The following is a 26,651-nucleotide window of genomic DNA, read 5'->3' as shown; positions in this document are numbered from 1 at the left end:
CCGGGCGGCCACTGCCGCCTGCCCCCCAAGCGGATCACAGCTTTTGGCGCTGCGCAACCATCCCACGGAAATTCGCGCGCGCGGCGGCGCAGACGCAGGTCCCGGGCTCCGCGGCGAATGCCCTGTCGCCCTGCGGCACCGGCTGTTCGCGCTTTGAGGGCAGCATCGCCAAAGCAAAAGGGGCGCCCGGAGGCGCCCCTTTCGATCCATGCCGCAAGGGCCGGATCAGCAGCTGTAGTACATCTTGTACTCGATCGGGTGCGGGCAATGCTCGTAGGCATAGATCTCTTCCCACTTGAGATCCATGTAGCCCTCGATCTGGCTCGGCGTGAACACGTCGCCGGCAAGCAGGAACTCGTGATCCGACGCGAGGCAATCCATGGCTTCCCGCAGCGAGGCGCAGACGGTCGGAATGCCGGCCAGTTCCTCGGGCGGAAGATCGTAGAGGTCCTTGTCCATGGCTTCGCCCGGATGGATCTTGTTCTTGATCCCGTCCAGACCGGCCATCAGCAGGGCGGAGAAGGCCAGATAGGGGTTGGCCGAGGGATCGGGGAAGCGGGCTTCGACGCGCTTGGCCTTGGGGTTCTCGGCCCACGGGATCCGGATGCAGCCCGAGCGGTTCGAGGCCGAATAGGCGCGCAGCACCGGCGCCTCGAAGCCCGGGATCAGGCGCTTGTAGGAGTTGGTGCCGGGGTTGGTGAAGGCGTTCAGCGTCTTGGCGTGCTTCAGCAGACCGCCGATGTAATAGAGCGCTTCGTCGCTGAGGTCGGCATATTTGTCACCGGCGAACACCGGCTTGCCATCCTTGAAGATCGACATGTTGACGTGCATGCCGGTGCCGTTGTCGCCCGAGATCGGCTTCGGCATGAAGGTCGCCGTCTTGCCATAGGCATGGGCCACGTTGTGCACGATGTACTTGTACTTCTGGATCTCGTCGGCCTGCTTGGTCAGCGTGCCGAAGATCAGACCCAGCTCGTGCTGGCAGCTCGCCACCTCGTGGTGGTGCTTGTCGACCTTCATCCCGATCCGCTTCATGGTCGAGAGCATCTCGGAGCGCAGATCCTGGGCATCGTCGATCGGGTTGACCGGGAAATAGCCGCCCTTGATACCGGGCCGGTGGCCCATGTTGCCCATCTCGTACTGGGTGTCGGTGTTCCAAGAGGCGTCGATCGCGTCGACCTCGAAGGACACCTTGTTCATCCCGACCTGAAAACGCACGTCGTCGAAGATGAAGAATTCGGCCTCGGGCCCCATATAGGCCGCATCGCCGATCCCGGTCGACTTCAGATAGGCCTCGGCCTTCTCGGCGGTGCCGCGCGGGTCGCGGTCATAGGGTTCGCCCGTGTCCGGCTCGACGACCGAGCAGTGGATGGCGAGCGTCTTCTCGGCGTAGAACGGATCCATGTAGCTCGAGGATACATCCGGCATCAGCTTCATGTCGGACTCTTCGATGCCCTTCCAGCCGGCGATCGACGAGCCGTCGAACATGAAACCATCTTCCAGGAAATCCTCGTCGACCTGGTCCGACATCACGGTCACGTGCTGCAGCTTGCCGCGCGGATCGGTGAAGCGGACGTCGACATAGGCGACTTCCTCATCCTTGATGGTCTTGAGAACGTCTTCTTTGCTCATTTGACCTTGTTTCCCTTGTCTTCAGTTGTACTGGTCGCATTTAGGATGTTGGCTCAGAGCGCGTCGTCGCCTTCTTCGCCGGTGCGGATGCGGATTGCCTGCTCGACGCTCGAGATGAAGATCTTGCCGTCGCCGATCTTGTCGGTCCGGGCGGCCGCCATGATGGCATCCACCGCCGCCTCGACCTGATCGTCCGGAAGAACGACCTCGATCTTCACCTTGGGCAGGAAATCCACGACATATTCCGCACCGCGATACAGCTCCGTGTGACCCTTTTGCCGGCCAAAGCCCTTCACCTCGATAACGCTCAGCCCCTGGACACCGACGTCCTGAAGGGCCTCTTTCACGTCATCCAGCTTGAAGGGTTTGATGATCGCCTCGATTTTTTTCATGGTGCGGCCGACTCCCCTGTGATCCGTCCCGGTAACGGGAAAGACCATCATACCGGGCAAGGAACAATTCAAGACGCGGGGTGGGTCAATGCCAAAGGCCGGTTTCGGAACCGAGAGATTAAAAGTTGGGCAATATGAGTGTAATTTAGACAACGTGGGAAAACGAGAGGGTCGTACGATGACCGAAGTCCTGACTTCTGCCCAAATGCGCGCCATCGAACAGGCGGCGATTTCATCTGGCGGCACCACGGGTCTTGCGCTGATGGAACGCGCGGGTGCCGGCCTGCTGCAGGCAGTCTTTGCCCGCTGGCCCGATCTCGGTACCGAACCGGGTCAGGCGATGGTGCTTTGCGGGCCGGGAAACAACGGTGGCGACGGCTTTGTCATCGCCCGGCTGCTGGCGCAACGCGGCTGGCGCGCCGAATGCTACCTGTTTGGCCAAAGGGACCGGCTGCCGCCCGATGCCGCGATCAATCACGACCGCTGGGCCGCCTATGGGCCGACCCTGGCGCTGGCCGACTGGCGGATGATGCACCGGCTCGGCGGCGCGGCCGAGCCATTGGTGCCCGACCTCGTGATCGACGCGATCTTCGGCACCGGGCTGACACGGCCGCTGCCCGAGGATCTGATGACCGAGCTGCACGATCTCGACGCTGCTCTGCCGCCGGGCCGGGCGCGGCGGGTCGCGGTCGATGCGCCATCGGGACTGTGCATGGATTCGGGCCGGGTGCTGGGCGCCGCCACGGGGGCGAAACCGCTGCGCCAGGACCTGACGGTGTCGTTCCACCGCCCCAAGCTGGGCCATGTGCTGGACGAGGGACCATATTGGTGCGGCGCGCTCGCCACGGCCGATATCGGCCTCGACGCGCTGCCCGACGGCGCAGCCCCCGCCGTCGCAACCACCCGTCTTGCCCGCCCCGCCACTGCCCGGCTGGGCAAGGGGACCTCGGACGAGGCGCGCCACAAATACGACTATGGCCACGCGCTGATCCTCTCGGGCGGGCCGGGCCATACCGGTGCGGCGCGCCTTGCTGCCCGATCGGCGCTACGGGTCGGCGCGGGGCTGGTGACGCTGGCCGCCCCCGGCACCGCCATGGCGGAAACTGCCGCACACCTGACCTCGGTCATGCTGACGCGCTGCAACGGCTCCACGGAACTCGAAGCGATCCTGGAAGACACGCGGCTGAACGCGCTGTGCCTTGGCCCCGGGCTGGGCGTCGGGGCCGGTACCCGCGATCTGGTGGCCACAGCGCTTGCCAGCCGGCGACCCACCGTGCTTGACGCCGATGCGCTCAGTTCGTTTGCCACCGAACAGCCGCGGTTCTTTGCCATGGTACATTCGCACGTCGTGCTGACCCCGCATGACGGAGAATTCGCCCGGCTGTTCCCCGAGATCTGGCGCGAGTTGAGAGAGCCCGCAAAGGTCGGCCCGGCAATGTCCCGGCTCGACGCGGCGCGCGCGGCGGCGGCGCGGGCGCGCTGTACCGTGCTGCTGAAGGGCGCCGATACCATTATCGCCGATCCGGACGGCCGTGCGGTGATCCACTCGGCCCATTATGACCGTGCGGCCCCCTGGCTTGCGACCGCGGGTGCGGGCGACGTGCTGTCGGGCCTGATCACCGGCCTGCTCGCCCGCGGGCTGCATCCCGTGACTGCGGCCGAGACCGCCGCCTGGCTGCATGTCGAGGCCGCGCGCAGCTTTGGCCCCGGACTGATTGCCGAGGACCTGCCGGAGCGCCTGCCGCAGGTGCTGCGCGATCTGGGGCTGTAAGGGCCTGACCGGGCCTGCTCCGATGCCGCCCGAGAATTCCGCACCGACCGGGAGCCGCGCCGCTCCCGCCCGCCGATCCTGCATCAAGGAAGCAGGGGCAGCCGTTGGGCCGGGCAGGCTTCGCCTGCGGTCGAAAACTAGTCGCAGGACTTTCCATGCCGCACTGCAGCAATTCGGCCGGGAGAGCTTTCTGCCTGTGCTAATGTTCCTTGGACGCCATTTGCTATGGAGACGCGGATGAGAATCATGTTCGGATTCGGCAGTGCCGTGCTGGTACTTCTGACCGTCGCACAAGGCGCGGCGCCCGATCTCTTTGGCTTCCTGCCACTTGGCGGAAGCGCGATCTCGGAAATGGGGATCGTTCTGGGGCTGTCCTTCGCCGCGGCAAATCTTTGGGACCTCCTCGGAGATCGCAAAGACTAGCAAGCGCATGGTAGTAACGCTCATTCCCGAGATCGAGGAGTGGCTTCTCGCCGGTACCAATGCGAGCGGGAAATCACTATCGCAATTGATCAGGATTTACCTGCGCGAACATCACAAAGCGAATCCAACCCGGTCTTCCACGTCCGACAAGGCCCGCTCGAATTCGGAAGACGCCCGGAAAGTGCGCGGGAAAATCCCACAAACGCCCTGGATCTCGGTTACCGGGGCACGCGCTCCTTTGCGGTCAGCTTGGCACAGTTAAACAGGGCGAATGCCACCGCGCCCGTGCCGACGGATCGAGGGTCCTTGGGATATCGTGTGAACGCTCGCGTTCCCATCCGACGACAGCGCGGATGCTGCTATTATCACTACTTCCTCTTGGCCAAATGCTGCGGCCGGAGAAAGGCCGCGCGGCGGCCTTTCTGACTTGCCCTAGGGAAACGCCTCGACCCGAACGGGGCCACTTGGGTTTCCGAGCCTACTCAAAAACCCACCGACGGCCCCGATGCGCCCACCCGCTCACAGCCCGGCATAAATCTCGGCAATGCGCGCGACAGCCAGTTCGGGCGCCAGTTCCTCGCTCTCGCCGGTGCGGCGGCTGGTCAGTTCGACGACCCCGGCCTTCAGACCGCGCGGCCCGACCGTGATCCGCCAGGGCAGCCCGATCAGGTCCATGGTCGCGAACTTCGCCCCCGCCCGCTCCTCGCGGTCGTCATAGAGCGGGTCGAGCCCGCGGGCGCGCAGCGCGGCATAGAGCCCCTCGCAGGCGGCATCGGCATCGGCATCGCCCTGCTTGAGGTTGACGATCCCGGCGTGGAACGGCGTCACCCCCTCGGGCCAGATGATGCCCTTGTCGTCGTGGTTGGCCTCGATCAGCGCGCCGACAAGCCGGCTGACCCCGATCCCGTGCGAGCCCATGTGCACCGGCACCCGCTCGCCGTCCGGGGTGGCGACCAGTGCCCCCATCGGCTCGGAATACTTGGTCCCGAAATAGAAGATCTGCCCGACCTCGATGCCGCGCGCGACCCGGCGGCGGTCTTCGGGGATCTGCTCGAACAGTCCCGCATCGTGGGTCTCGTCGGTGCGGGCATAAAGCGCGGTGAACTCCTCCATCACGCCGCGGCACTGATCCTTGTCGTCATAGTCGATGTCGCGCGCGCCGAGCCGGATGTCGGTAACGCGGCTGTCATAGAACACCTCGGATTCGCCGGTATCGGCCAGCACCAGGAATTCGTGGGTGTCGTCGCCGCCGATCGGCCCCGAATCCGCCCGCATCGGGATCGCCTGCAGCCCCATGCGCTCGTAGGTGCGCAGATAGCTCACCAGATGCCGGTTATAGGCGTGCAGCGCGTCTTCCTTGGTCAGGTCGAAGTTATAGCCGTCCTTCATCAGGAACTCGCGGCCCCGCATCACCCCGAAGCGCGGCCGCACCTCGTCGCGGAACTTCCACTGGATGTGATAGAGCGTCAGCGGCAGGTCCTTGTAGCTGCCGACATGGCTGCGGAAGATGTCGGTGATCATCTCCTCGTTGGTGGGCCCGTACAGCATGTCGCGGTCGTGGCGGTCGCGGATGCGCAGCATCTCGGGGCCATAGGCGTCATAGCGCCCCGATTCCTTCCACAGATCGGCCGATTGCAGCGTCGGCATCAGCAGCGGGATGTGACCGGCGCGCTGCTGTTCCTCGTGCACGATCTGCTCCAGCCGGCGCAGCACGCGATAGCCGAGCGGCAGCCAGGAATAGATGCCGGCGGCCTGCTGCCGGATCATTCCGGCGCGCAGCATCAGGCGGTGGCTGACGATCTGCGCTTCCGACGGATTTTCTTTCAGAACGGGCAGGAAATAGCGGCTCAGGCGCATGCTCTGGTGTCCCTTTCGAAGGTTTGTCTCCCGTTACGCAATGGCCGGGCGGTTTTCCACCCCCCGGCCTCTCGGAACGGAATATTTCCGCCATGGCGGCGGGACCCGGCGGGCGAGCCGCCCCATGTCCGGGGGCCGTGCCGCAGCGACTGCGCGGGCCAGCGCGGGGCCACCGCCGCTCGGGGGGCTGCCGCGCGGCCCGCGGCGGGGCCTCGGCGGCCCCATCGGCTTTGGCTGCGGGCTTGCTTGCAAATTCCCGGCACCTGGGCGACATCAGGGGGGAAAGGAGCGCCAATGGCCCTATCCGCCCAGTCACAGGTCAAGATCTGGAGTGCCGTCGCCGCGGCCTTCCTTGTAGCCATGTGGCTGCTTGGCAATGTCCTGTTGCCCTTCGTCCTTGGCGCTGCCATCGCCTATCTGCTCGACCCGGTCGCCGACTGGTTCGAGGCGCGCGGACTGTCGCGCGTGCTTGCGGTCACGATCATCAGCGTCGGCGGCGCGCTCGTGTTCGTCATAGCGATCCTGCTGATCATTCCGCTTCTGGTCGATCAGGCCTCCTCGCTCATCGAGACCCTCCCCGATCTGGCACAGAAGCTGCAGGCGTGGCTGCTGGCGCGGTTTCCGACGCTGAGCGAATCCGATTCGACGATCCGCCAGTCGATCGGCTCGTTGGCAGAGATGGTCTCGTCCAAAGGCAGCGAACTGGTGAAGGGCGCGGTCAGTTCGGTATCGAGCCTCGTGCAGGTCGTCACCCTGCTGGTGATCGTGCCGGTCGTCAGTTTCTATCTGCTGCTCGACTGGGATCGCGCCGTGGCCCGGCTCGACGATCTGTTGCCGCGCGACCATGCGCCGACAATCCGCCGGCTTGCCAGCGATATAGACAGCACGCTCGCGGGCTTTGTCCGGGGCCAGGGCACCGTGTGTTTCCTGCTCGGGCTATACTATTCCATCGCGCTTTTGCTTGCGGGTCTCGATTTCGGGCTGGTGGTCGGGGCGTTGGCCGGCATCCTGACCTTCATTCCCTATATCGGCTCGGTGGTCGGCGGCACGCTCGCCATCGGGCTGGCGCTGTTCCAGTTCTGGGGCGACTGGACCATGATTGCGGTGGTCGCGGCAATCTTCCTGTCCGGGCAGATGATCGAAGGCAATGTGCTGACGCCAAAGCTCGTCGGCGGATCGGTCGGGCTGCACCCGGTGTGGCTGCTCATGGCGCTGTCTGTGTTCGGCGCGCTGTTCGGCTTCGTCGGGCTGCTTGTGGCGGTACCGGTCTCGGCCGTGATCGGGGTCATCGTGCGGTTCCTGATCGAGCAGTATAAAAGCGGGCTGCTGTATCGTGGCACCGCCGGCCGCGCCACGCACGACCAGACAGACCCCGGACAGACAGACCCCGGCGAGACCGACCTCGACAGGCCCGCGCCCGGCGGGGCCGAGGACCGGTGATGGGCAACCAGTTGCCACTGAACCTTCCGGTGCGCACTGCCACCGGGCGCGACGATTTCTATGTCTCGCCGTCGAATGCGCTCGCCGTGGCCGAGATCGACCGCTGGCGCAGCTGGCCTTCGGGCAAGCTGGCGCTGATCGGACCCGAAGGTGCGGGCAAAAGCCATCTGACCCGGGTCTGGGCCGACGACGCTGCCGCAACGATCCTGCCCGCAGCCGGGATCGAAGGCTGGCAACCCGACCCGAACTGTCCCCCCGGCAACATCGCGGTCGAGGACGTTCCCACGATTGCCGGCAACGCCGCCGCCGAAGAGGCGCTGTTTCATCTGCACAACTTCGTTCTCGCCGAAGGCGGGCGGCTGCTGGTGACCGGGATCGCCCCGCCGGCAAGCTGGCGCATCGCGCTTCCCGACCTTGCCAGCCGGCTCAGCGGCACCCCGGCGCTGCGGCTTGCAGAACCTGACGACGCGCTGTTGCAGGCGGTGCTGATCAAGCTGTTCGCCGACCGGCAACTGGTGCCGCAGCCCAGCCTGATCCCCTGGCTGCTGCGGCGCATGGAACGATCCTTTGCGGCGGCCGGCCGGATTGTCGCCGCACTCGATGCGCAAGCACTCGGCACCGGACGGTCGATCGGCCCGAGGCTTGCCGCCGAAGTCTTGGAGACCGGCGCAGAGCAGGATAAAGAGGCGTAACGCCATAGCCCCGGGCCTCTGCCCGGTCCGCCGTGCGGCGCCAGGATGACATCGAGGCAAGATGACCCAGACCGACTTCCTGAAGTCGCCCTTCCCCGACCCGATCGAGGTCCCGGCCGCCCATGCCAGCGGACCGAAGCGGTTCTTCAACCGCGAACTCAGCTGGCTCGCGTTCAACTGGCGGGTTCTCGAAGAGGCCAGCAACCCCAAGGTGCCGCTGCTGGAGCGGGTCCGGTTCATCTCGATCTCGGCCACCAACCTTGACGAATTCTATACTGTCCGGGTGGCAGGCCTGCGCGAACTTGCCCGCGAGGGGCATGTTTCGACCTCGCATGACGGGCTGACGCCGGTCGAGCAACTGGAACGCATCGACGCGGATGCGCGCGAGTTGCTGCAAGCCCAGCAAAGCACCTGGAACGGGCTCAGGCGCGAAATCGAGGACGAAGGCATCAAGCTGCTGACAACCTCCAAGCTGACCGCAGCGGACCGCGCCTTTCTGCAGCAGCACTTCGTGGCCCAGGTCTTTCCCGTGCTGTCGCCGCTGGCAATCGACCCCGCGCATCCCTTCCCTTTCATCCCCAACACCGGCTTTTGCCTCGCGTTGCAGATCGCGCGGATCAGCGACGGGGTGGCGCGTCAGGCGCTGCTGCCGATCCCGGCCCAGGTCGCCCGCTTCATCCGGTTGCCCGACGAAAGCCGGGCGCACCGCTTCTTCCCGCTCGAGGATCTGCTGGTGCTGCATCTCGGATCGCTGTTCCCCGGCTATCGGCTGGAGGGGCACTGCGCCTTCCGGGTGTTGCGCGACAGCGATCTCGAGGTCGAGGAAGAGGCCGAGGATCTGGTGCGCGAATTCGAGACCGCGCTGAAACGCCGCCGCCGCGGCGAGGTGATCCGCATGAAGCTGACCGCCGGGGCGCCCAAGAACCTGCGCACGACGATCATGAATGAACTCGCGATCACCGGCGACGAGGTGGTCGAAGTCAAGGGCCTGATCGGTCTGGCCGATCTCAAGGAACTGCTGGTCGATGACCGGCCCGACCTGCTGTGGCCCTCCTTCACGCCGCGGGTGCCCGAACGGGTGCAGGACCACGAGGGCGACATGTTCGCCGCGATCAGCCAGAAGGACATGCTGCTGCACCACCCCTATGAGACCTTCGACATGGTGGTGCGGTTTCTGCAGCAAGCGGCGCGCGACCCGAACGTCCTGGCGATCAAGCAGACGCTGTATCGCACGTCGTGGGATTCGCCGATTGTCGCCGCGCTTTGCGAGGCGGCCGAGGATGGCAAGTCGGTGACGGCACTGGTCGAGCTCAAGGCGCGGTTCGACGAGGCCGCCAATATCCGGCAGTCGCGCAAGCTCGAACGCGCTGGCGCCCATGTCGTCTATGGTTTCACCAAGCTCAAGACCCACGCCAAGATCAGTTCGGTGGTGCGCCGCGAGGGCGACAGGCTGGTGACCTATACCCATTACGGCACCGGAAACTATCACCCGATCACCGCAAAGATATATACCGACCTCAGCTTCTTCACCTGCGATCCGCCGCTCGGTCGCGACGCGACCAAGGTCTTCAACTATCTGTCGGGCTATGCCCGGCCCGAGCATCTGGAGAACCTTGCAATCTCGCCCCACACCCTGAAGCAGCGGCTGATCGCCCTGATCGGGCGCGAGGCGGAGTTTGCGCGCGCGGGCAAGCCGGCCGAGATCTGGGCCAAGGTGAATTCGCTGATCGAACCCGAGGTGATCGACGCGCTCTATGCCGCCTCGGAGGCCGGGGTGAACATCAGCCTCGTGATCCGCGGCATCTGCGGGCTGCGTCCCGGGATCAAGGGGTTGTCCGAAACCATCCGGGTGAAAAGCATCGTCGGACGGTTTCTGGAACATTCCCGCATCGTCTGCTTCGGCAATGGCGCAGGCCTGCCCTCGAAACGCTCCGAGGTCTTCATTTCGTCGGCCGACTGGATGGGGCGCAACCTCGAACGCCGGGTCGAGACCATGGTCGAGATCAAGAACCCGACCGTGAAGGCGCAGATCGTCAGCCAGATCATGGCCGCGAACATGGCCGACGAGGCGCAAAGCTGGATGCTGAAGCCCGACGGAAGCTATGAGCGGTGCAGACCCGACGAGGGTGACAGCGGCTTCAGTTGCCACCGCTTCTTCCTGGAAAACCCGTCCCTGTCCGGCCGTGGCTCGGCGGGTGCGGCAGATGTCCCGGAGCTTACACATACCAGGGATTGACCTTTCAACCGCCCCCGGAGCACTCTCGGCCAGGGGACGATCGGAGACCGATATGAGCGGGACACCCGAAGAAAAGGACAAGTGGGCCCCCTTCGGCCGACCTATCTTTGACGATCCGGCGGCGCGGGCGCTGGCACGTGTGGGGGTCATCGACATTGGCTCGAACTCGGTTCGGATGGTGGTTTTCGACGGCGCCGCCCGCAGTCCGGCGTATTTCTTCAACGAAAAGGTGATGGCGGGCCTCGGCGCCGGGATGAACGAAACCGGGCGGCTCAATCCTCGCGGCAAGGATCGCGCCATGGCGGCGATCCGGCGGTTCGTGGCGCTGGCCGAGGGCATGGGGATCATGCCCCTGACCGCGGTTGCGACCGCGGCGATGCGGGTGGCCGAGGACGGCCCCGAGTTCAAGGCCGACGTCGAACGCGAGACAGGCCAGAAGATCCACGTCATCGACGGCGACGAGGAGGCCCGGCTTTCGGCGCAGGGGGTCCTGCTCGGCTGGCCCGAGGGCGAGGGGCTGGTCTGCGACATCGGCGGATCGTCGATGGAACTGGCGCGGATCGAAAGCAGCCGGGTCTGGGAACGGGCCACCAGCCCGCTCGGGCCGCTGCGCCTGCAGGGGCTCGGCGGCGGGCAGAAGGCGCGCGCGAAAGAGATCAAGCAGGTGATTGCCGATCTGGCCGGAAAGATCGAGCGCCACGACCGGCTGTATCTTGTCGGCGGGTCCTGGCGCGCGATTGCCCGGCTCGACATGCTGCGCCACGATTATCCGCTGCTGGTGCTGCAGGACTATCGCATGACGCCAAAGTCCGTGCGCGACACGCTCGACTGGATCGCCGATCAGGATCTCGAGGCGCTGCGGCTTCGTGCCAGCCTGTCCTCGGCGCGGATCAGCCTGGTGCCGCTGGCGGGCGAGGTGCTGCGACGGCTGATGTCGAGCTTCCGCATCCACGAGATCGTGACCTCGGGCTATGGCATCCGCGAGGGGCTGCTCTATGAACAGATGCCCCATCGCATCCGCTCGCGCGACCCGCTGATCGAGGCGGCGCGCTATGCCGAATATTCCTCGTCGCGGCTGCCGGGCTTCGGCCGCACCCTGTTCGATTTCATCTCGCCGCTGTTCCATGTCCCGCCGACGCAGATGCGCTGGATCAAGGCCGCCTGCCTGTTGCACGATGTCAACTGGCGCGCCCACCCCGATTATCGCGCCGAGGTGGGGTTCGACTATGCCATCCGCGGCAACATCGGCGGCATCGACCATCGGGGGCGGATCTTCCTCGGGCTGGCGCTGTCGCACCGCTATCGCAATGCGCGGCCCGGTGACCGGTTCGCGCCGCTGCTGGAACTGCTTGACGAACGGCTGATGCACGAGGCCGAAGTGCTGGGCAAGGCGATGCGCTTTGGCGCCATGTTCTCGTTCGCCAATCCCGAACGGATGGGGACGCTGAAATACCGCCCCAAGATGAAGATCCTGGAACTGCAATTGCTGCCCGAGGCAGAGCCGCTTTACGGCGAAGTGGCCGAGGCGCGGCTTGCCGCGCTGGCAACGACCCTCGGGGCCGAGACCATCGTCACCATGACGAACCACGGCTCGACCAGCCAGCGCCTTGGCTGAGGCGGCAGTCGCGGGCACGCAGACAGCGCCGCACTCACAGATCGATCTCGTCGCCCTGCGCGGGGGCATCCGGCTGTTCGGGCGGTGCCGGATCCGGCCGCGGACGGCGGCGGATCAGGATGTCGCCGTTCGGCAGCTTTTCGGGCGCCTCATAATCGGTGATGTCGTCGATCATCTGCGATAGCTGTTCGAACATCGGCCGCATCTCCCCGGCAAGGGCCCGCAGCTTCGGTTCCACCTCGTCCGCAAGGTCCTGCATCAGCGGAGCCATCTGGTCCTGAAGGCCGCGCAACACTTGTCGGCCGCCCTGCTGAAGCAGGTCGATCCCGTTCTCGATTGTGCTCGAGGCCGGATCCTCGGGCGGCGGGGCGATCTCGGGCGCGGGCGCGTTGTCCAGCGGCTGGATCACGCCGGGCGCGGGCACGGTGTCTTGCGCGGCCACGCCGACCGGCAGGGCAAGGAACAGGACGAGGGTTGCGAAACGGATCATGGCGCAATCATACGGCTGCCCCGGCGGCAGTGAAAGTCACAGTTCGATGTCGAGCGTCACCGGAAAATGGTCCGACGCCGTCAGCAGCGCCTCGCGCAATTCGGGGACCTTGTAGATTGCCGGATCGTCGAACGGGTGCCACACCCGCCACGCCGGACGACGCGCCATCAGGCCGGGCGAGACCATGATATAGTCGAGAAGCGCCGTGAGATAGCATTTGCTGGCCGCATTGTAGAACCGCGCGGTGGTCGGGCGGGCAACGCCGGGACCCAGATGCGCCACATGGGCATTGGGATCGTACAGCCGTTCGGAAATCGGGCGATCGGAGCCCAGAACGACCTCGATCCCCGAGCGGCCGAAAAGCCGTTCGTATTCGTCCAGTCCGGGGCCGTCGTTGAAATCGCCCAGCACGATCAGCGGATCGCCCGCCGCCAGGTGTTCGTCCACCCGCTGGCGCAGCCAGATGCACTGCGCAAGCTGCTTGCGCCGGTTGGCGATCGACCGCCGCATGATCTCGTCCGGCGTCGCGGCGCCATAGGGGGCCTTGGATTTCACATGCACGCCGATCATGCGGAACTCGCGCCCCCCCGGACCGGCCATCGCGAGCTCGAGCGGCGGCTTCGAGAACTTCACCAGATCGGGCGTCGCGTCGATGTCGAGATCGATAAGGAAGGTGCCGTCGAACCGCGGCGCGGCGCCCGAGCCCTTCTTGCCGGCGAAGGTGCCGCGCGGGTCGTGGCGGGCGGTCACCGCCGCGGGGTCATAGAGCAGCGCGATCTCCTGCTCGGTCTCGTTGGCAAAGCCGACGACTGCCGTTCCGGTCCGCAGATCGAAACCTCGCGCAAGGGCCTGCAGCGCCGCCACGGTGCTGCGCCGGCGGTTCTGGTCGGGGGCCTCGACGATCAGGATCGCGTCGGCATCGAGTGCCGTGAACACGATGCCAAGCGCATCGAGCTGGGCGCCGCGGCTGATCCCGTAGCGCGCCGAAGGGGCGTCGTCGGCAAGCGGCTGGCCGTCGTCGTCGAACAGCGCGTTCATCCATTCGACATTGTAGGTCGCGATCCGCATGATGCCCCCCTCGGCAAGACTCAGCGCTGTTCCGGACGCTCGCAACTTTCTTGCGAGAAGCAAATGAAATAGAATCGCGCCCAAACGCGAAATATAGTTTCTCAAGCGATTTCAAGTGTCTAGGTACGAACGCTAACATCGATTCGGGAATGCGCAAATTGCAGCGCTCGCATTGACCCGTATCATTGCTGGACCTGCGCCGCGGGCCTAGCCTTGCAGCACAATGATCGAATATCGCATCCATGGACGCGGCGGACAGGGAAGTGTGGCGGCAGCCTATCTTCTGGCATCCGCGGCATTCGAGGCGGGGCACACCTGTCAGGCGTTCCCGGCCTTTGGCGCGGAAAGACGCGGGGCTCCGGTCACCGCCTTTGTCCGTATCGACAATCAACCGATCCATCTGCGCAGCCAGGTGCGCGCCCCGGACTTTCTGATCGTCCAGGACGACACCCTGCTGATGGATCGCGGCATAACGGGGGGGTTGAAGCCGGGCGGCAGCATGATCGTCAACACGAAGCGAACCGACGAAGAGGTGTCCGAGACCTTCGGCTGCCGCGCCAAATGCATTCCGGCAACCGAACTGGCGCTGGAACATATTGGCAAGCCAATCCCCAATACCGCACTGCTGGCGGCACTGCTGGCACTGACCGGCGATCTGCCGGTCGAGGCGCTGGCCGCCGCGGTGCGCGGGCGGTTCAAGGGGACAACGTTGAGCCGGAACCTCGAACTGATCGAACACAGCGCGGGACTGATGCCGCAGGGAAGCTGGCGGGAGGTGCAGGATGCGTGAAGCGCTGGAAGGCAGTCAGGCCATCGCCCGCGCGGTGGCGCTGTGCGAGCCCGACGTGGTGGCGGCCTATCCGATCACCCCGCAAACCCATATCGTCGAAAACCTCTCGAAACTTGTCGCCGATGGCGATCTGCACACCGAATTCGTCAGCGTCGAAAGCGAATTCTCTGCCGCCTCGGTGGTGCTCGGGGCCGCGGCCTCGGGTGCGCGGGCCTATACCGCCTCGTCGAGCCAGGGCGTGCTGCTGATGGCCGAGGTCCTGTTCAATATCGCGGGTCTGCGCATTCCGCTGGTGATGACGGTTGCCAATCGCGCCGTCTCGGCCCCGCTCAACATCTGGAACGACCATTCCGACAGCATGGCGGTGCGCGACTCGGGCTGGATCCAGCTGCATTGCGAGAACAACCAGGAGGCGGTCGATACCACGGTCCAGGCCTTCAAGATCAGCCAGGACACCGACCTGCCGGTCATGGTCTGCATGGACGGCTTCGTGCTGACCCACACCATGGAGGTGATCGACCTTCCGACACTGGCGCAGGTGCGCAAGTGGCTGCCGCCGTTCAACTTCAAGCGCGCGCTCGACCCCAGCGACCCGAAGTCGCTCGGCGCGCTGGTCGGGCCCGAGTTCTTCCCCGAGGTGCGCCATTCCCACCATGCCGCCGTGCAGAATGCCCTGCCGGTCATCGAAAAGGTCGACGCCTCCTGGGGCAAGGCCTTCAAGCGCAACTGCGGCGGGTTGTTGACGGTCGAGGGACCGCAAGAGGCGCGGATCGGGTTTCTTGCCATGGGATCGACCGTCGGGACGCTGCGCAGCGGGCTTGCCCACCGCACCGAGGGGCCGGACGCAAGACTGATCAAGCTGCGCGCCTTCCGTCCCTTCCCGGAAGCTGCCCTGCGTCAGGCGGTTGCGGGACTCGACCATCTGATCGTGATCGACCGGGCGATTTCCCCGGGGCTTGGCGGCGTGCTCGGCTGCGAGGTGCGCGCGGCGCTTTACGGCCAGCCCGGCGCGCCGCGGATCCACAACCACGCAATCGGCCTTGGCGGACGCGACATTCCCGAAACCATCGTCGCCGATCTGCTGAGCGCGATCGAGGACCCGGATGCCCCGGCGTTCTCGGTCTTTGACGCCGATCTCTCGATGCTGCCGCCGGAGGACAGGTGATGAGCCTTTACGAAACCGACCGCAAGGACGAGCGCCTTGCCGAGCTGCGCGAGAAATTCGGGCGCCATCCCGTCGATCCGCCCGACCGGTTCCATCAGGGCGGCAGCCAGCGCGACCGCCAGCCGCGGTTCTGCGGCCTCGAAAGCGGACATCGTGCCTGTCAGGGCTGCGGCGAGGCGCTGGCGGCACGGCTTGTGATGGAATGCGCCGGCCCCGACGTGATGGTCGCCAACGCGACCGGCTGTCTCGAGGTGTTCACGACCCCCTGGCCGCAGACCGCCTGGCAGGTGCCGTGGATCCATTCGCTGTTCGAGAACTCGGCCGCCGTTGCCTCGGGCATGGAGGCGGCGATGAAGGCCAAGGGCCGCAACACCAAGATCCTCGCCTTTGGCGGCGATGGCGGCACCTATGACATCGGCTTTCAGGCGCTCTCGGGGATGCTCGAGCGCTATCACAACATCCTCTATGTCTGCTATGACAACGAGGCCTACATGAACACCGGCATCCAGCGGTCATCCTCGACGCCGCACGCGGCCTCGACCACGACATCGCCGGCGGGGCCGGAACGGATGGGCAAGCGGCACCTCAAGAAGGACCTGCTGTCGATCATCGCCGCCCACCACATCCCCTATTCCGCCTCGGCCTCGGTCGCCTTTCCGGCCGACCTGCAGCGCAAGGTGCGCTATGCCATGGGGATCGAGGGGCCGACGTTCCTGGTCGTGCATTCGCCCTGCCCGCTTGGCTGGAAACACGACAGCCACCTGACCATCGAGGTCGCGCGCCGCGCCGCCGACTGCGGCCTGTTCCCCATCGTCGAGATGGAGCGCGGCGCCCTGTCGAACGTGATGCCGATCCGCAAGGTGCGCCCGGTCAGGGACTATCTGGAACTGCAGGGCCGGTTCGGCCACCTGATGGACCCCGACGATCCCCGCGCGGTCGAAGAGCTGACCCATCTGCAGGCGCTGGCCGACTACAACATCTCGCATTTCAATCTTCGCGGCGAAGGGGAGGATCCGGCCGACACCGCCGGCATCGCCCATGTCGCCCGCGACCGTTCCGCAGGAGAACGCTGAGATGGTTGTCATCAATCGCGGCGCCCACGCCGAACCGGGCACATCGCTGCTGTTCAAGACCGGCAACTGGCGCTCGACCGAATGCCCGAGCCACGTGCACACCAAGGCGCCCTGCCACGCCGCCTGCCCGGCGGGGGAGGATCAGCAGGCCTGGTTCGCCTGGCTGCAGGAAGGCCATGTCGAACTGGCCTGGCGCGAACTGGTCCGTGCGAACCCGCTTCCCGCCGTCACCGGCCGGGTCTGCCCGCACCCCTGCGAGGCCGCGTGCAACCGCAATGCCATCGATGCGCCGCTGGCCATTCACAACGTCGAACGCTGGCTGGGCGACGAGGCAATCGCCAAGGGCTGGGCCTATCCGGTCGCACCGCCGGCCGAGGATGCGCCGGTCGTGGCCATCGTGGGTTCCGGTCCCGGCGGTCTGTCGGCGGCCTATCATTGCGTCCGCCTCGGCCTGCGGGCGGAGATCTTCGAGGCGCTGCCCGAGGCGGGCGGCCTGTTGCGTTCGGCGATCCCGCCGACCCGGCTGCCGCGGCCGGCGCTCGACGCCGAACTGAACCGGCTGCTGGCGCTGCCCGGCATCACGATCAACCTGCGCTGCAAGCTTGGCCGCGACGTGACGCTCGACGAACTCGGGCGCTCGCATGACGCGGTGATCCTCGCCCCCGGCTGTCAGGAGAGCAAGGAGTGGAACGTCGACGGCGCAGTGCCGACCGACCTGCACGAAGGGCTGCACCTGCTGCGCGAGTTCATGGACCACGGCGAGTTCCCGGCGGCGCACCATGTCGCCGTCCACGGCGGCGGCAACACCGCAATCGATCTTTGCCGGATGATGAAACGGCACGGGGTCGAACAGGTGACGCTGATCACCGCCTCTGCCCTGCCCGGCCCCGACACCGACCCGGCCGACCTGATCAACGTCGTCCCGCGCGAGCTGGAAGAGGCGCTTGAGGAAGGCATCGAGATTGTCGAACACGCCACCGTCAAGCGGCTGATCATGAAGGGCAGCAGGGTGACCGGGGTCGAGATCGTCTCGCTGAAAAAGCTTACCGGCACCGACGGGCGCAAGCACCGGGTCCAGTTCGAGGGCACCGAAAGGGTGGTTTCGGTCGACATGGTGATCCCCTGCATCGGCGAACGGGTAAAGGCCGACGGGCTGCACAGCCTGTTGAGCCGCCGGCACTACCTCGACGCGACCGACCCCTGGGGGCGGACGCCGCAGGAGAATGTCTTTGCCATCGGCGACGCCCGCGGCGACCGCGGCACCGTGGCCGAGGCCATCGGCGACGGCCGCCTGGCGGTCGAGGCGGTGGCGGCAAAGCTGTTCGGCCTGCCCGATCCGGTCAGAGACGACCGCGGCGAGATGCCGGCCGCGGGCCTCAACACCGTCTATTTCGGCCCGATCGAGCGGGCACGGGTGCCGAAGCTGCCGGTGGCAGACCGCACCTTCGAGGCCGAGATCGAGGGCGACATCGGCCGTCTGGGCGCGCTGCGCGAGGCCACCCGCTGCCTGAGCTGCGGCAATTGTCTGGCCTGCGACAATTGCTGGGTGATGTGCCCCGACAATGCCGTGATCAAGACTGCCGAGCTTGCCTCGGACGGCTCGCACTATCTGTTCGATCTCGACTACTGCAAGGGCTGCGGGATCTGCGCCAACGAATGCCCGACGGGCTTCATCCAGATGCGCACCGACACCTGGCAGGACAGCGACCAGACCGTTTGACAGGGGCCGGGGCATGAGACGCCCCGGCCCCCGAGGAACTTCCCGGGGAGAAGGCTAGGCCCGGAATGGTGGCACCGCTGCCGTTCCGGGCCTTTTCCGTCTTTTGTGAATCTGGAGAGATCGATGGCCCGGAGGACACCCACCCGTAGCGGGCGCCCGCCAAGATCCGGAACATTTCGGCCCGCACCTCGTTTGCTCGATGCCACAGGCAAACGGGTGGTATCGACACTCAAACGACGGTGATGGCCCGCGCAGCGGCAGATCGGCTGCCACCCGGTTTGCCCGGATACGAGATTTTCGCCCGGACCACCGAGAATGCTATAGTTACCCCTTGAACACGGCGGTCTGATCCGCGGTCGGCGAAGGCCACGACGACACGCGCGGCAGATCAGGAGAACTGGATGAAACTGTTTCAATGTCAGTGCTGCGGACAGGTGCTGTTCTTCGAGAACACGACCTGCCTGCATTGCGGCCACACCGTCGGCTATCTGCCCGAACTGGACAGGATGGCCGCGGTCGAGCCCGACGGATCGGCCTGGCGCGTCGCGCCGTCGCCCGACGGTTCGGGCGACGCGGCTGTCGCGTCGCCGCAGCTTTGGCGGTTCTGCCGGAACTGGGAACTCAGCGCCTGCAACTGGATGGTGCCCGAGGAGGCGTCGCAGGAAGGCGAGGCATTCTGTCTGGCCTGCCAGCACAACCGCACCGTGCCCGACCTGTCGGACCCCGAGCGCCACGCCCGCTGGCAACGGATCGAGGCATCGAAGCGGCGGTTGATCTATACCCTGATCCGGCTTGGCCTGCCGCGGCCGGTGCCGGGTGATGCCCACCCCGAGCCGCTGGTCTTCGACTTTCTCGCCGACGATCCGGGCTCCGCCAAGCGGGTGATGACGGGCCACGCCGAGGGAGTGGTGACAATCTCGCTGGTCGAGGCCGACGATGCCGCGCGCGAGAAGTTGCGCAGCGAGATGGGCGAGGCCTATCGCACGCTGCTGGGGCATTTCCGGCACGAGGTCGGGCATTACTATTGGGACATCCTGGTCCGCGACGGCGGCGCGCTGGATCCTTTCCGGGAAATGTTCGGCGACGAACGGGCGGATTATGGCGAGGCGCTGGAACGCCACTACCAGACCGGCGCACCGGCCGGCTGGGAGGCCGCCCATATTTCGGCCTATGCCACCATGCACCCGTGGGAGGACTGGGCCGAGACCTGGGCGCATTACCTGCACATGGTCGATACGCTCGAAACCGCAACGGCGCTTGGCATCCTGATCGACCCCGAGATGGACAGGGACGGCGAGCTTTCGGCCGATATCGATATCGACCCCTACAATCCCACCGGATCGCGCGAGCTGATCGCGTCGTGGATGCCGCTGACGGTCGCGCTCAACACCCTCAACCGCTCGATCGGGCAGCACGACCCTTATCCATTCTCGCTGTCACAGGAAGTGCGGCGCAAGATCGGCTTCGTGCACGATCTGGTCGCGGCCCAAAGATCCGGCGGGGCGGTGTAGCCCGGCCGTGTTGGGGCTCCGGCGGGCCGGAGGGGACGGGATCGGGCGGGACGGTCTCAGGCGTCGGCGCGCGACGAGATCTCTTCCCAGGCGCGGTTGATCGCAATCAGCCGCTGCTCGGCCATGTGTACGGCTTCCTGCGGCACGCCGCGGGCGATCATCACGTCGGGGTGGCTGTCGCGCACCGCGCGATGCCAGGCCCGGCGGATATCGCCCAGCGGCATTTCCGGGCTGACTCCCAGCACCTCATAGGGATCGTGGGCGCAATCGGGCACGAACCGGGCCCGCAGGCTGCGGAACTCGCGGTCGCTCAGGCCAAAGATCGCGGCCACTTCGGCCAGGATCTTGTCCTCGTTTGCGTGATAGTCCCCGTCGGCGGTCGCGATGTGAAACAGCCCCTCCATCAGGTCGCGAAGTGCAGGATCCCCGCTGTCGAACAACGCAGCGATCCGGCGGGCATAATCGGCATAGCCCGCGATATCCTGCCGGGCGAGGTTGAACACCCGCGCGGCATTCGCCTCTTCCTCGGGCGGGATGACGAAGACCTCGCGAAACGCGCGCACCTCGTCGCGCGTGACCTGCCCGTCGGCCTTGGCGATCTTTGCCCCGAGCGCGATCACCGCAATGGCAAAGGCCACGGTCCGCTCGGGCGGCCGGCGCAGGTGGCTGAACACCTCGGACAGAGGCTGCCCGGAGCTGAGCGCAGAAAGCGCCGCGGATATGCGCGACCAGATCGACATGGCCCGACCCTAGCCCGGGCGCCGGGCCTCTGACAGGGCTTTTTGGTTGCCACAAGCTGCGGAAGGCGGCCGATTATGCCGCCGGCGCGGACACATGCGCCGCTCCGCAAGGCCGTTCTCCTCGCCTCAAAGGCGAGTATGGCCGGTTTTTCGCCGCTCTGCGCCCGTCAGGCTGCCGCCCCGACAGTCGGCGCCGCGTCGCCGCGCCGCAGTCAAGGGCGGGGTCCTAGCCCGGTAAACCAGCGATCCGGCGATGGTCCCCCTGCCCCCGGGACCCACCCGGCGAGCGATCATCAAAGGCTCGCGGGGCCTGTCGGCGTGTCGATCCGGGCCTGCAGCCCCGGCTTGCCCGCCGCGAACCGGATTCGCGGGTCGTCAAGCCCCAGCGTTGCGGCCAGCCGCCCCGCCTCGGGGTGCGACACCACCAGCTCGGCCAGCGCGCAGCCGCTGACCGGCAGCGTCGGCGCGGGACGCGGCCCCTGCCATTCGATCAGCGCCGGATGAATATTGTCAAAAGGCAGCACGCCCGTCTCGGGCACCGCCATGCGCCAGCGATAGGCGCCGCGGCTCAGTTGCATCGGTTGCCCCACAAGGGGTCCAAGCCGGGCAACGGCCGCATCCAGATCCTCGCAGGCCAGCACCCAGTTGCTCAGCCGTGGCGGCCCCGCAAAATGGTCGAGCCCGAACCAGCGTGCCCGTCCCGGCGCCGGGGCGTCGGGGTCGATGGCGATGACCTCCAGATACTCCGCCGGCCCCAACGACAGAAGCCGGTTGTGGGTGCCGAAATCCGGGTGCTGCCCACCGCCGCCCGGCGCCACGCCGAGGGCCTCGGCAACCGCTGCCGCCCCATCCTCCAGCACTTCGCAGCTAACTGCGACATGATCGAACCGGAACATCCCTTCCCTCCATTGCAAAAGGGGCGGATCGTGCCCGACCCGCCCCCGTTCTTTCCGGCTCAGACAGCCCCGCCAAAGGCGGAAGGTGCCATCTGCGCCGCCTTACTCGGCCGCGACGCGTCGGTCGCCGATCAGCTTCAGGATATCCTGCGCCGCCGAAGGAATGTTGGTGCCCGGTCCGAAGATCGCCTTCACCCCGGCGTTATAGAGGAAATCATAATCCTGATGCGGGATCACCCCGCCGCAGATCACGATGATGTCCTCTGCACCCTTCTTCTTCAGCTCCTCGATCAGCCGCGGCGCCAGCGTCTTGTGGCCGGCAGCCTGGGACGAGATCCCGACGATATGCACGTCGTTGTCGACGGCATCCTGCGCGGCCTCTTCCGGGGTCTGGAACAGCGGACCCACATCGACGTCGAAGCCGATGTCGGCAAAGGCGGTGGCAATTACCTTGGCGCCGCGGTCATGGCCATCCTGGCCCATCTTGACCACCAGCATCCGCGGCCGCCGGCCCTCGGTCTCGGCAAAGTCCTCGACCGCTTTCTGGATCGCGGCAAAGCCATCGTCCCCCTCGTAGGCCGCGCCATAGACGCCGGCGAGCGTCTTGACCTCGGCGCGATGACGGCCGAACACCTTTTCCATCGCCATGCTGATCTCTCCCACCGATGCCCGGGCACGCGAGGCGTCAACCGCTGCCTCCAGCAGGTTGCCGCCCTCTTTCGCCCGGCGCGTGATTTCCTCCAGCGCCGCCTGGCAGGCTGCCTCGTCGCGTACGGACCGGATCTTCTCCAGCCGGGCGATCTGGCTCTTGCGCACCGCGACGTTGTCGACATCGAGGATGTCGATCGGATCTTCCTTGGCCAGCCGATACTTGTTGACGCCGACGATCACGTCCTGGCCGCGGTCGATCAGTGCCTGACGCTTGGCGGCCGATTCCTCGATCCGGAGCTTCGGCATGCCCGAGTTGACAGCGGCAGTCATGCCGCCCATCTCCTCGACCTCCTGCATCAGCGTCCAGGCCTTGTCGATCAACTCGCCGGTCAGCGCCTCGATATAGTAGGAGCCCGCCAGCGGATCGACGACCTTGGTGATCCCGGTCTCTTCCTGCAGGATGATCTGGGTGTTGCGCGCGATCCGGGCCGAAAAATCGGTCGGCAGCGCAATCGCCTCGTCGAGCGCGTTGGTGTGCAGCGACTGGGTGCCGCCAAGCGCGGCCGACATCGCCTCATAGGCCGTGCGGATGACGTTGTTGTAGGGGTCCTGCTCGGCCAGGCTGACGCCCGAGGTCTGGCAGTGGGTGCGCAGCATCTTCGAGCGCGGGTCCTTCGCGTCGAACTCGGTCATGACCCGGTCCCAAAGCGTGCGCGCCGCGCGCAGCTTGGCGATCTCCATGAAGAAATTGGTGCCGATGGCGAAGAAGAAGCTGAGCCGGCCGGCGAATTTGTCGACCTCCATCCCGGCCTTGATCGCGGTGCGGACATATTCGCGGCCGTCGGCCAGCGTGTAGGCCAGCTCCTGCACCAGGTTCGCACCGGCTTCCTGCATGTGGTAGCCCGAGATCGAGATCGAGTTGAACTTAGGCATCTCGTTGGCGGTGTATTCGATGATGTCGCCGATGATCCGCATCGAGGGTTCGGGCGGATAGATATAGGTGTTGCGGACCATGAACTCCTTGAGGATGTCGTTCTGGATGGTCCCCGACAGCACCGACTTGTCGTGGCCCTGCTCTTCGCCGACGACGATGAAGTTCGCCAGCACCGGGATCACCGCACCGTTCATGGTCATCGAGACCGAAACCTTGTCGAGCGGAATGCCGTCGAACAGGATCTTCATGTCCTCGACGCTGTCGATCGCGACGCCAGCCTTGCCGACGTCGCCCTCGACCCTTGGATGGTCGCTGTCATAGCCACGGTGGGTCGCCAGGTCGAAGGCAACCGAGACGCCCTGCTGCCCGGCGTCCAGCGCCTTGCGATAGAAGGCGTTCGATTCCTCGGCGGTCGAGAAGCCGGCATATTGCCGGATCGTCCAGGGACGGCCGGCATACATCGTCGCCTTCACGCCGCGGGTGAAGGGCTCGAACCCGGGCAGGCTGCCCATATGCGGCAGGTCCGCGGTATCCTCGGCGGTATAGAGCGGCTTGACGTCGATGCCTTCCAGCGTTTCCCAGGTCAGGCTTTCGACCGGGCGACCGCGCAGCTCCTTGCTGGCCAGCGCCTCCCAGTCCTTGGTGGTCTTTTTATCGGTCATCGGGGGTAGTCCTCCAGTCCAGGTTCCCGCGCTCTGCGCGGGCTGTCCGGGTATCTGCCCCGGACCTCAATCGCATCGCCGGCCTTGCCCGCGGTGCGCAAATTTCGTCTTTCACCCATGGCCATTATGGCCCACACGCCTATATCCTGTGGGACAAGGGGAGTGCCGAGAGTGTTTCGTCCGTCGTCGAGCGCCATTCTGTTGAGTCTCGCCCTGGCCATTCCGGCCTCGGGCGACGCCCAGACGTATGCGCCAGCCGGCCTCGATCCGGTCACGTCGGCGCCCGAAATGCCCGACGGGTCCACAGAGACGCCGTTCCCGGCGCCCGTCGAGTCCGCGCCAGTCGTCACGCTGGACATCCTCAGCGCCGCAGACGTGACGCTCGAACAATTCCTCTGGACCAACCGGGTGCTCGTCATATTTGCAGACACGCCGGCCGACCCTCGTTTCATCAAGCAGATGCAGATCATCGAACAATGGCCGCGCGACCTCAGCGACCGTGACGTCGTTGTCGTGATCGACACCGACCCGGCCAACGGCAGCGCCGTTCGCAAGACTCTGCGCCCGCGCGGCTTCTCTCTCGTTCTGGTCGACAAGGACGGCACGGTCAAGCTGCGCAAGCCCAGTCCTTGGCACAGCCGCGAGATTGCCCGGTCAATCGACCGGACACCGCTGCGGCAGGACGAAATCCGGGAACGGATAGACGACCAATCCGCAGGCTGACGCCGGATCCGGCGCCCGACAGACCGCGCCCCGGCCGCCCCGTGACGCACAGGGGTGGCCAGGGCCGGAGACTCCGGCCCGCGGCCCGAGGGTATGATCCCCGCGGGGATCACTCGAACTCCATGATCACGTCGTCCACCGCCAGGCTGTCGCCCGGCCCGGCGTTGATCTTGACCACGGTCGCGTGTTTCTCGGCGCGCAGGATGTTCTCCATCTTCATCGCCTCGACGCTGCACAGCGCCTGACCTTCCTCGACCACATCGCCGACCTGCACGTCGAGCTTCACGATCAGACCCGGCATCGGGCAAAGCAACAGACGCGACGTGTCGGCCGGCATCTTTTCGGGCATCAGGCGGGCAAGTTCGGCCCGGCGCGGTGTATAGACCCGCACCTTCATGTCGGCACCGCGATAGCGGACCCGATAGCCGGACGAGATCTTCTGCACCTTGAAGGCATGGGGCACGCCATCGATCTCGACCTTGCACAGCCGGTCGCCCGGGGTCCAGTCGCTGCGCATGACGATGGACTGGCCGTCGATATGGGCGGTCGTACCATTGCGATCGGCCTCGACTTCGACCGGAAACTCGCGCTTGCCAATGGTCACGACCCACTCTTTGCCGACCTTGCGCTTGTGGTTGTCCATGGTGCCTGTGATCCGGGTGCGCCGGATCTCGGCCACGCGGTACATCCCCGCGGCGACCGCTGCAACCTTCTCTTGCTCGGCCTCGCCAAGTTCGACGCCGTTGAAGCCTTCGGGGAATTCCTCGGCGATGAACGCCGTGGTGATGTCGCCCCTGATGAAACGTTCGTGGTCCATCACCGCCGACAGGAACGGCAGGTTGTGACCGATCCCCTCGACCTCGAATTCGTCGAGCGCATTGCGCATGTATTCGATGGCCATGGCCCGGTCCGGGCCCCAGGTGCAAAGCTTGGCGATCATCGGGTCGTAATACATCGAGATCTCGCCGCCCTCGAAGACGCCGGTGTCGTTGCGCACCGCCATGAAGGGCTGGGCCAGCTCGGCGGGCGGACGATAGCGGCTGAGCCGGCCGATCGAGGGCAGGAAGTTGCGATAGGGATCTTCGGCATAGAGCCGGCTTTCGATCGCCCAGCCGTTGATCGGGATCTCGTCCTGGGTGAAGGGCAGCTTCTCGCCATTGGCGACACGGATCATCTGCTCGACCAGGTCGATGCCGGTAATCAGCTCGGTCACCGGATGTTCCACCTGCAACCGGGTGTTCATTTCGAGGAAATAGAAGTTCTTGTCGGCATCGACGATGAATTCGACCGTGCCGGCGCTGCAATAATTCACCGCCGCGGCCAGCCGGCAGGCCTGTTCGCCCATCGCGCGCCGGGTCTCGGGGTCAAGGAACGGGCTCGGCGCCTCTTCGATGACCTTCTGGTTGCGGCGCTGGATCGAGCATTCGCGCTCGTTCAGCCACAGATAGTTGCCATGCTTGTCGGCCAGCACCTGGATCTCGATATGGCGCGGCTGGGTGACGAACTTCTCGATAAAGATCCGGTCGTCGCCAAACGAGCTTGCCGCCTCGTTCTTCGAGCTTTGAAAGCCCTCGCGCGCCTCCTGATCGTTCCAGGCGATCCGCATCCCCTTGCCGCCGCCGCCGGCGCTGGCCTTGATCATTACCGGATAGCCGATCTCGTTCGAGATCTTCACCGCTTCTTCAGCATCCGCGATCAGCCCCATATAGCCCGGAACGGTCGAAACGCCGGCCTCCTTCGCGAGCTTTTTCGAGGTGATCTTGTCCCCCATTGCGACGATTGCCGAGGCGGGCGGGCCGACGAAGGCGACGCCCTCGGCCTCGAGCGCCTCGGCGAATTTCGGGTTCTCGGACAGGAAGCCATATCCGGGGTGCACCGCCTCGGCGCCGGTCTGGCGGACCGCATCCATGATCTTGTCGATCACGATATAGGACTGGTTGGCCTGCGGCGGGCCAATGTGCACCGCCTCGTCGGCCATCTCCACATGCAACGCCTGGCGGTCGGCGTCGGAATAGACGGCGACTGTGCTGATCCCCATCTTCCTGGCGCTCTTGATGACCCGGCAGGCAATCTCTCCCCGGTTGGCAATCAGAAGCTTCTTAAACATTCTCGGTCCCTTCTCGGTTGTCTTTGGGGCGGCAGGGCAGCCCAGCGCATATGATTTGCAACA

General features: G+C 65.8%; 21 protein-coding genes. 12 read left to right on the top strand and 9 right to left on the bottom strand.

Annotated features, from left to right (window positions below):
• Window positions 1–225: 225 nt before the first annotated feature.
• Window positions 226–1,632: a type I glutamate--ammonia ligase gene (glnA, locus tag DQG17_RS01100; RefSeq protein ID WP_116130918.1), complete on the bottom strand. Its 1,407-nt coding sequence runs from the start codon at window positions 1,630–1,632 to the stop codon at window positions 226–228.
• A gap of 53 nt (window positions 1,633–1,685) precedes the next feature.
• Complete coding sequence (locus DQG17_RS01095; RefSeq protein ID WP_116130917.1) at window positions 1,686–2,024, bottom strand: P-II family nitrogen regulator; 339 nt, start codon at window positions 2,022–2,024, stop codon at window positions 1,686–1,688.
• 178 nt (window positions 2,025–2,202) lie between these two features.
• Between DQG17_RS01095 and DQG17_RS01090 the strand changes: the two genes are divergently transcribed.
• Window positions 2,203–3,795 carry an NAD(P)H-hydrate dehydratase gene (locus tag DQG17_RS01090; protein ID WP_116130916.1) on the top strand — a complete coding sequence of 531 codons (1,593 nt, stop codon included), beginning with the start codon at window positions 2,203–2,205 and terminating at the stop codon, window positions 3,793–3,795.
• Window positions 3,796–4,032: 237 nt separating this feature from the next.
• Entirely contained in the window at window positions 4,033–4,218 is a 186-nt protein-coding gene (locus DQG17_RS21560) for a hypothetical protein (protein WP_157973476.1), read from the top strand.
• 519 nt (window positions 4,219–4,737) lie between these two features.
• Here the strand turns inward: DQG17_RS21560 and proS are convergent.
• Window positions 4,738–6,075: a proline--tRNA ligase gene (proS, locus tag DQG17_RS01085; RefSeq protein WP_116130915.1), complete on the bottom strand. Its 1,338-nt coding sequence runs from the start codon at window positions 6,073–6,075 to the stop codon at window positions 4,738–4,740.
• Window positions 6,076–6,369: 294 nt separating this feature from the next.
• On the opposite strand from proS, the gene DQG17_RS01080 reads away from it, so the two are divergent.
• From DQG17_RS01080 to DQG17_RS01065, 4 genes are all read left to right on the top strand, one after another.
• Window positions 6,370–7,515, top strand: coding sequence for an AI-2E family transporter (locus tag DQG17_RS01080; RefSeq protein WP_116130914.1), 1,146 nt, complete (start codon window positions 6,370–6,372; stop codon window positions 7,513–7,515).
• Window positions 7,515–8,207 carry a chromosomal replication initiator DnaA gene (locus tag DQG17_RS01075; protein ID WP_116130913.1) on the top strand — a complete coding sequence of 231 codons (693 nt, stop codon included), beginning with the start codon at window positions 7,515–7,517 and terminating at the stop codon, window positions 8,205–8,207. The genes DQG17_RS01080 and DQG17_RS01075 overlap by 1 nt, the downstream gene beginning before the upstream one ends.
• A gap of 61 nt (window positions 8,208–8,268) precedes the next feature.
• Window positions 8,269–10,443 (top strand): RNA degradosome polyphosphate kinase, encoded by a 2,175-nt coding sequence (locus tag DQG17_RS01070; protein WP_116130912.1) that lies wholly within the window; start codon window positions 8,269–8,271, stop codon window positions 10,441–10,443.
• A gap of 52 nt (window positions 10,444–10,495) precedes the next feature.
• Window positions 10,496–12,058: a Ppx/GppA family phosphatase gene (locus DQG17_RS01065; protein WP_116130911.1), complete on the top strand. Its 1,563-nt coding sequence runs from the start codon at window positions 10,496–10,498 to the stop codon at window positions 12,056–12,058.
• 34 nt (window positions 12,059–12,092) lie between these two features.
• On the opposite strand, the gene DQG17_RS01060 is transcribed toward DQG17_RS01065, so the two are convergent.
• A complete protein-coding gene (locus tag DQG17_RS01060; RefSeq protein WP_116130910.1) occupies window positions 12,093–12,548 on the bottom strand; it encodes a hypothetical protein in 456 nt (151 codons plus the stop codon).
• Window positions 12,549–12,584: 36 nt separating this feature from the next.
• Window positions 12,585–13,616: an endonuclease/exonuclease/phosphatase family protein gene (locus tag DQG17_RS01055; protein WP_116130909.1), complete on the bottom strand. Its 1,032-nt coding sequence runs from the start codon at window positions 13,614–13,616 to the stop codon at window positions 12,585–12,587.
• A gap of 223 nt (window positions 13,617–13,839) precedes the next feature.
• Between DQG17_RS01055 and DQG17_RS01050 the strand changes: the two genes are divergently transcribed.
• The 5 genes from DQG17_RS01050 (at window position 13,840) to DQG17_RS01030 (ending at window position 19,875) form a co-directional block, all read left to right on the top strand.
• On the top strand, window positions 13,840–14,406 hold the full coding sequence (locus DQG17_RS01050) for a 2-oxoacid:acceptor oxidoreductase family protein (protein ID WP_116130908.1): 567 nt from the start codon (window positions 13,840–13,842) through the stop codon (window positions 14,404–14,406).
• On the top strand, window positions 14,399–15,571 hold the full coding sequence (gene porA / locus DQG17_RS01045) for a pyruvate ferredoxin oxidoreductase (protein WP_116130907.1): 1,173 nt from the start codon (window positions 14,399–14,401) through the stop codon (window positions 15,569–15,571). The genes DQG17_RS01050 and porA overlap by 8 nt, the downstream gene beginning before the upstream one ends.
• Window positions 15,571–16,644 carry a thiamine pyrophosphate-dependent enzyme gene (locus DQG17_RS01040; protein WP_116130906.1) on the top strand — a complete coding sequence of 358 codons (1,074 nt, stop codon included), beginning with the start codon at window positions 15,571–15,573 and terminating at the stop codon, window positions 16,642–16,644. The genes porA and DQG17_RS01040 overlap by 1 nt, the downstream gene beginning before the upstream one ends.
• A gap of 1 nt (window position 16,645) precedes the next feature.
• A complete protein-coding gene (locus DQG17_RS01035) occupies window positions 16,646–18,364 on the top strand; it encodes an FAD-dependent oxidoreductase (RefSeq protein ID WP_116130905.1) in 1,719 nt (572 codons plus the stop codon).
• A 401-nt stretch (window positions 18,365–18,765) separates the two neighbouring features.
• Complete coding sequence (locus DQG17_RS01030; protein ID WP_116130904.1) at window positions 18,766–19,875, top strand: putative zinc-binding metallopeptidase; 1,110 nt, start codon at window positions 18,766–18,768, stop codon at window positions 19,873–19,875.
• Between the two features lie 56 nt (window positions 19,876–19,931).
• On the opposite strand, the gene DQG17_RS01025 is transcribed toward DQG17_RS01030, so the two are convergent.
• From DQG17_RS01025 to scpA, 3 genes are all read right to left on the bottom strand, one after another.
• Complete coding sequence (locus DQG17_RS01025; RefSeq protein WP_116130903.1) at window positions 19,932–20,615, bottom strand: molecular chaperone DjiA; 684 nt, start codon at window positions 20,613–20,615, stop codon at window positions 19,932–19,934.
• Between the two features lie 293 nt (window positions 20,616–20,908).
• Complete coding sequence (locus DQG17_RS01020) at window positions 20,909–21,511, bottom strand: VOC family protein (RefSeq protein WP_116130902.1); 603 nt, start codon at window positions 21,509–21,511, stop codon at window positions 20,909–20,911.
• Between the two features lie 102 nt (window positions 21,512–21,613).
• Window positions 21,614–23,758, bottom strand: coding sequence for a methylmalonyl-CoA mutase (gene scpA, locus DQG17_RS01015; protein WP_116130901.1), 2,145 nt, complete (start codon window positions 23,756–23,758; stop codon window positions 21,614–21,616).
• A 117-nt stretch (window positions 23,759–23,875) separates the two neighbouring features.
• Between scpA and DQG17_RS01010 the strand changes: the two genes are divergently transcribed.
• On the top strand, window positions 23,876–24,481 hold the full coding sequence (locus DQG17_RS01010; RefSeq protein ID WP_369907965.1) for a DUF4174 domain-containing protein: 606 nt from the start codon (window positions 23,876–23,878) through the stop codon (window positions 24,479–24,481).
• 109 nt (window positions 24,482–24,590) lie between these two features.
• Here the strand turns inward: DQG17_RS01010 and DQG17_RS01005 are convergent, their stop codons facing one another.
• Window positions 24,591–26,588, bottom strand: coding sequence for an acetyl/propionyl/methylcrotonyl-CoA carboxylase subunit alpha (locus DQG17_RS01005; protein WP_116130900.1), 1,998 nt, complete (start codon window positions 26,586–26,588; stop codon window positions 24,591–24,593).
• Window positions 26,589–26,651: the final 63 nt, after the last annotated feature.

Origin of the sequence: Tropicimonas sp. IMCC34043, assembly GCF_003390845.1 — a bacterium.
Lineage (GTDB): Bacteria > Pseudomonadota > Alphaproteobacteria > Rhodobacterales > Rhodobacteraceae > Tropicimonas.
This window is presented reverse-complemented; position numbering and strand designations above follow the sequence as displayed.

What these genes read in the sequence shown, in the direction of transcription:
- glnA (WP_116130918.1), bottom strand. Translation starts at nt 1,632, where the DNA reads ATGAGCAAAGAAGACGTTCTCAAGACCATCAAGGATGAGGAAGTCGCC.
- DQG17_RS01095 (WP_116130917.1), bottom strand. Translation starts at nt 2,024, where the DNA reads ATGAAAAAAATCGAGGCGATCATCAAACCCTTCAAGCTGGATGACGTG.
- DQG17_RS01090 (WP_116130916.1), top strand. Translation starts at nt 2,203, where the DNA reads ATGACCGAAGTCCTGACTTCTGCCCAAATGCGCGCCATCGAACAGGCG.
- DQG17_RS21560 (WP_157973476.1), top strand. Translation starts at nt 4,033, where the DNA reads ATGAGAATCATGTTCGGATTCGGCAGTGCCGTGCTGGTACTTCTGACC.
- proS (WP_116130915.1), bottom strand. Translation starts at nt 6,075, where the DNA reads ATGCGCCTGAGCCGCTATTTCCTGCCCGTTCTGAAAGAAAATCCGTCG.
- DQG17_RS01080 (WP_116130914.1), top strand. Translation starts at nt 6,370, where the DNA reads ATGGCCCTATCCGCCCAGTCACAGGTCAAGATCTGGAGTGCCGTCGCC.
- DQG17_RS01075 (WP_116130913.1), top strand. Translation starts at nt 7,515, where the DNA reads ATGGGCAACCAGTTGCCACTGAACCTTCCGGTGCGCACTGCCACCGGG.
- DQG17_RS01070 (WP_116130912.1), top strand. Translation starts at nt 8,269, where the DNA reads ATGACCCAGACCGACTTCCTGAAGTCGCCCTTCCCCGACCCGATCGAG.
- DQG17_RS01065 (WP_116130911.1), top strand. Translation starts at nt 10,496, where the DNA reads ATGAGCGGGACACCCGAAGAAAAGGACAAGTGGGCCCCCTTCGGCCGA.
- DQG17_RS01060 (WP_116130910.1), bottom strand. Translation starts at nt 12,548, where the DNA reads ATGATCCGTTTCGCAACCCTCGTCCTGTTCCTTGCCCTGCCGGTCGGC.
- DQG17_RS01055 (WP_116130909.1), bottom strand. Translation starts at nt 13,616, where the DNA reads ATGCGGATCGCGACCTACAATGTCGAATGGATGAACGCGCTGTTCGAC.
- DQG17_RS01050 (WP_116130908.1), top strand. Translation starts at nt 13,840, where the DNA reads ATGATCGAATATCGCATCCATGGACGCGGCGGACAGGGAAGTGTGGCG.
- porA (WP_116130907.1), top strand. Translation starts at nt 14,399, where the DNA reads ATGCGTGAAGCGCTGGAAGGCAGTCAGGCCATCGCCCGCGCGGTGGCG.
- DQG17_RS01040 (WP_116130906.1), top strand. Translation starts at nt 15,571, where the DNA reads ATGAGCCTTTACGAAACCGACCGCAAGGACGAGCGCCTTGCCGAGCTG.
- DQG17_RS01035 (WP_116130905.1), top strand. Translation starts at nt 16,646, where the DNA reads ATGGTTGTCATCAATCGCGGCGCCCACGCCGAACCGGGCACATCGCTG.
- DQG17_RS01030 (WP_116130904.1), top strand. Translation starts at nt 18,766, where the DNA reads ATGAAACTGTTTCAATGTCAGTGCTGCGGACAGGTGCTGTTCTTCGAG.
- DQG17_RS01025 (WP_116130903.1), bottom strand. Translation starts at nt 20,615, where the DNA reads ATGTCGATCTGGTCGCGCATATCCGCGGCGCTTTCTGCGCTCAGCTCC.
- DQG17_RS01020 (WP_116130902.1), bottom strand. Translation starts at nt 21,511, where the DNA reads ATGTTCCGGTTCGATCATGTCGCAGTTAGCTGCGAAGTGCTGGAGGAT.
- scpA (WP_116130901.1), bottom strand. Translation starts at nt 23,758, where the DNA reads ATGACCGATAAAAAGACCACCAAGGACTGGGAGGCGCTGGCCAGCAAG.
- DQG17_RS01010 (WP_369907965.1), top strand. Translation starts at nt 23,876, where the DNA reads ATGGCCATTATGGCCCACACGCCTATATCCTGTGGGACAAGGGGAGTG.
- DQG17_RS01005 (WP_116130900.1), bottom strand. Translation starts at nt 26,588, where the DNA reads ATGTTTAAGAAGCTTCTGATTGCCAACCGGGGAGAGATTGCCTGCCGG.